This window comes from Legionella tunisiensis, from assembly GCF_000308315.1.
Classification (GTDB): Bacteria; Pseudomonadota; Gammaproteobacteria; order Legionellales; family Legionellaceae; genus Tatlockia; species Tatlockia tunisiensis.
In genome coordinates this window covers 1-4,109 of sequence record NZ_CALJ01000198.1, presented here as the reverse complement: position 1 = coordinate 4,109, position 4,109 = coordinate 1, and the positions used below count along the sequence as shown (strand labels likewise).

Genomic DNA, 4,109 nt, shown 5'->3' with positions numbered 1-4,109 from the left:
GCAATTCTGATCAGGCTGATCTAAACACCATAGACCAGATGAGCCCAATATGGCAATAAAGCGCTTTGGAAAATGATAAGGTCTCCGTACCAAAACCAGCAGGTTGTCCCATCTCATAAACCCATTCTGCAATGCTTCGCTCTTTGGTATCCAATTTTTGTTGTGCAGGATAACAAGCGTGGATCGAAAGATTTTGTTTTTTCGGAAGTAATATCATGACAGAGCTATTAAACGCATTGGCAATATGTTGCGTTCCTAACTCAAGCAGCTTATCAACTCCACGGGTGCTCGTAAGTTGACGGCTAAAAGTATAGAGTGCCGTTGTTTGGCGTTGTGTAAGACGTGCTATTTCAGCTTGATGACGCATTAAGATAGTTAGTTGACTAATTATTTGTGTGACTATCAGCATGACAAGAAGAGTAAAAAATATTCAACATCCGAGACAGTAAAACTATAAAAAGGAGGTATAAAGAAAAAATCATAGGCGAGAACACTTATTATTGATGCCAGAATCGATGGGCCTATTTTCCCAAACAAGGCAACTACTGTAATACCAAGTAAATAAACCATAATTAAATTACTTGCTGCAAGAAAGGGATAAAGCAGGACATTTAATAAGGTTGATAAAGCCACGACTCCCAAAGTGATACCATAGGTTTTCCATGTTATTGGAGGAAGCAACTGCTTTTTTTAACCGTGCTCTTAGAAGATTCGCCTGTAATAAGATAAACATCAATTTCGCCACTATGACGAACAATTTCATCGGCTAAATTGCGGCGCAACCAACTCTGCCAGCGAGTGAGAAAATGCTTCCATATCATAATCAGAGAGGCATTTTGTTCGCGAGCAAAATTAATGATCTCTTTAACAATATCAAAACCCACTAAAATATGTGTTTCTGCCCCTAATAATTCTGCGAAGCGTAGATTTTTAATGGCGTGACGACGTTCATAGGTTGTTGACCGCAAATGGGGCGCATCAATATAAACGGCTAGCCATTCTGCTTGTAAACTATTGGCTAGCCGTTTTGCAGCACGGATTAATTTCTGTACTTCCGGTTTAGGTCCCACACAGACAAGTATTTTATCTTTGATAGGCCAGATTTTTTGTATGCCTTCACCTTTCCTATACCACAAGACATCCGATCCTACCTGTTCTGCTGTGGTACGTAATGCCAATTCTCTTAAGGCAATTAAATTCCCTTTGCGAAAAAATGTTCACGGGCAAATTCTGCTTGCTGTGGGATATAAATTTTTCCTTCTTCCAGGCGTTTGAGTAAATCCTCCGGGGGTAAATCAACTAACTCAATCGTATCTGCGCTGTCAATCATGGAATCAGGAACAGTTTCTCTGATCGGAGCTTGAATGATTTGGGCAACATCGTCTTTTAAACTCTCAATATGCTGCACATTAAGCGTGGTATAGACATCAATGCCTCGATCCAGCAGCTCTTTGATGTCTTGCCAGCGCTTTTCATGACGTAACCCTGATGCATTGGTATGAGCCATTTCATCGACTAAAATGACTCCTGGATGCCGTTGCAAGGCTCGATCAAGATCAAACTCCAAACAACGTTTGCCACGATACTGAACCACTTTTCTAGGCAAAATTTCAAAACCTTGCAACAGACGCTCAATGTCTTTTCGCCCATGTGATTCTACAATCCCCACAACAACATCAAGATCCAGGCGGCGTTTTTCATGGGCATCCTGAAGCATTTGATGAGTCTTGCCAACCCCAGGTGCGGCTCCTAAATAGATTTTAAGCTTACCGCGGTTTTCCTGTTGCTCTTCTTCCTGGACACGCTGTAATAACTGCTCAGGATTTGGACGTGAGTCGACCATTATTTGTCCTTAAATTATCCAGAGCCAGGTTTAATTGCAAAACATTAACTCGTGGTTCACCAAGTATTCCCCAAGTACGGCTCTTAATCTGACTGATGATCAACGCTTGTAATTCTTTTTCAGAAATATGACGTGCTTTAGCAACGCGTGCTACTTGGTAGAAGGCAGTATAAGGACTAATTTCAGGGTCAAGGCCACTTCCTGAAGAGGTCACTAAATCAACAGGAATTAACTGGTTGGTCTTTATGTTAGACGTTTTGAGTTGTGTTACTCGATCTTTGACTATAGCTAAAATCTGGGATTGGATGGACCGCTGTTTGATCCTAATGAAGCGCCGCCGTTATAGGGGAAAGGGGTTGTTGCGGAAGGTCTGCCCCAAAAATAAGCAGGCGAAGAAAAAGATTGTCCAATTAATCGAGAACCAATAACCAAACCATTTTGTTGAATCAAACTCCCATTAGCCTGGGTTGGGAAAAAAATTGCGCCAGACCCGTGACAATCAGTGGATAAATTAAACCGGTGAGAATCATTAGTGAAATAAGTAGTATTAAAGCTGTTTTCATTTGGCTGACTGCTGCTTTATACATCGGCTCCTCCTTATGCTAGACCCAATCCTGATAAGAGCAAATCAATCAGTTTAATCCCAATAAAAGGCACGATTAAACCGCCTAATCCATAAATAAGAACATTGCTTCGCAACAACTTAGCTGCTTCAACATGATGATATTTCACGCCGCGAAGTGCAAGTGGAATAAGAAAAATAATGATAAGTGCATTAAAGATAACTGCTGATAATATAGCACTCCCAGGTGTTGCTAAGTGCATAATATTTAAGGCATTTAATACGGGGTAAGTGCTCGCGAATGCTGCTGGTAAAATTGCAAAATATTTTGCAACATCGTTGGCAATACTGAAGGTAGTTAATGAGCCTCTCGTCATTAGTAATTGCTTACCTATTTCGACGACTTCAATTAATTTGGTGGGATTTGAATCCAAATCAATTAGATTTCCGGCTTCTTTTGCTGCCTGTGTACCTGTATTCATCGCAACAGCCACATCAGCCTGGGCTAGGGCTGGTGCATCATTGGTTCCATCTCCAGTCATAGCAACCAAATGACCTTGTGCTTGTAAGCTACGGATGAGTTTAAGTTTTTCTTCTGGTTTAGCGTCAGCTAAAAAATCATCGATCCCTGCCTCTGCAGCAATCGCAGCTGCCGTTAATGGGTTATCACCTGTTACCATGATTGTTTTAATTCCCATGCGTCTAAGTTGGGAAAAGCGTTCACGGATACCACCTTTAATAATATCCTTGAGATGAATGACACCCAAAATTTTTTCCCTTCGATCACAACAAGTGCTGTTCCACCCTTACGAGAAATGGTTTCCACAGTTTCGTGCACGCAACTCGGAGAGGTAGCACCGATTGCTTGAGCATAGCTTTCAATAGCTTGTGCTGCTCCTTTACGAACTTGCCGATCAGGTAAATTAGCACCACTCATTCTTGTTTCTGCCGTAAAGGGAATAAAGGTTGCACCCAGTTTAGAAATGTTGCGGCCACGTAACCCATATTTTCTTTGGCCAAAATAACGATGCTACGTCCCTCAGGTGTTTCGTCAGCCAGTGACGCCAATTGTGCGGCATCTGCTAAGGCTTCGATGCTTACTCCTTCTGCCGGAACGAATTCAATGGCTTCACGGTTGCCCAAGGTAACCGTACCTGTTTTGTCTAATAGCAAAACATCGACATCACCGGCGGCTTCAACCGCACGTCCTGAAATAGCAATGACATTAGCTTGAATCATTCTATCCATGCCAGCGATACCAATCGCTGAAAGCAAACCGCCAATGGTTGTTGGCGCCAGGCAGACAAAAAGCGCGACTAACACGGTGATAGTAACTACTTTACCGGCACTTGCTGAGGTCACTCCATAAATCGAGAAGGGCAGGAGAGTAGCGCAGACCAATAAAAAACAATAGTTAATGCGGCGAGTAGAATAGTCAGTGCCAACTCATTAGGTGTTTTTTGGCGTTTGGCACCTTCTACCAAGCCAATCATCTTATCTAAAAAAGTTTCGCCTGGGTTAGAGGTAATGCGCACAATGAGCCAATCTGAAATAACTTGAGTTCCTCCAGTGACAGCGCTTCGATCGCCGCCGCTTTCGCGAATGACTGGCGCACTTTCTCCTGTGATAGCACTCTCATTAACGGATGCAATTCCTTCAATCACTTCACCATCACTGGGAATGAAATCGCCTGCCTCAACAAGC

General features: G+C 42.5%; 6 protein-coding genes and 2 pseudogenes. All 8 read right to left on the bottom strand.

Annotation, left to right across the window (positions count from 1 at the left end; genetic code table 11):
- Positions 1–10: 10 nt before the first annotated feature.
- Positions 11–409 carry a hypothetical protein gene (locus BN58_RS11775; protein ID WP_019217008.1) on the bottom strand — a complete coding sequence of 133 codons (399 nt, stop codon included), beginning with the start codon at positions 407–409 and terminating at the stop codon, positions 11–13.
- Positions 403–681, bottom strand: coding sequence for a DUF4118 domain-containing protein (locus BN58_RS11770; RefSeq protein ID WP_019217007.1), 279 nt, complete (start codon positions 679–681; stop codon positions 403–405). Before BN58_RS11770 ends, BN58_RS11775 begins: the two co-directional genes overlap by 7 nt.
- Positions 666–1,178, bottom strand: a complete 513-nt coding sequence (locus BN58_RS28550) for a universal stress protein (protein WP_019217006.1) — start codon at positions 1,176–1,178, stop codon at positions 666–668. Before BN58_RS28550 ends, BN58_RS11770 begins: the two co-directional genes overlap by 16 nt.
- Positions 1,179–1,192: 14 nt before the next feature.
- Entirely contained in the window at positions 1,193–1,843 is a 651-nt protein-coding gene (locus BN58_RS28545) for a histidine kinase (protein ID WP_019217005.1), read from the bottom strand.
- A pseudogene (gene kdpC / locus BN58_RS24705) lies at positions 1,818–2,373 on the bottom strand (potassium-transporting ATPase subunit KdpC). The gene BN58_RS28545 and the pseudogene kdpC overlap by 26 nt, the downstream one beginning before the upstream one ends.
- Positions 2,374–2,440: 67 nt before the next feature.
- Positions 2,441–3,190, bottom strand: a pseudogene (locus tag BN58_RS38255) (HAD-IC family P-type ATPase); the annotation flags it as partial.
- 148 nt (positions 3,191–3,338) lie between these two features.
- The gene (locus tag BN58_RS38250) at positions 3,339–3,767 is read right to left on the bottom strand and encodes a hypothetical protein (protein WP_019216999.1); all 429 of its coding nucleotides are present in this window, start codon (positions 3,765–3,767) and stop codon (positions 3,339–3,341) included.
- The coding region (locus BN58_RS38245; RefSeq protein WP_456297458.1) for a P-type ATPase at positions 3,764–4,109 on the bottom strand (346 nt) is incomplete at its 5' end. The genes BN58_RS38245 and BN58_RS38250, both read right to left, overlap by 4 nt.

Bases quoted from the DNA above. Each gene is read 5' to 3' on its own strand.
- BN58_RS11775 (WP_019217008.1), bottom strand. From the start codon at position 409: ATGCTGATAGTCACACAAATAATTAGTCAACTAACTATCTTAATGCGT.
- BN58_RS28545 (WP_019217005.1), bottom strand. From the start codon at position 1,843: ATGGTCGACTCACGTCCAAATCCTGAGCAGTTATTACAGCGTGTCCAG.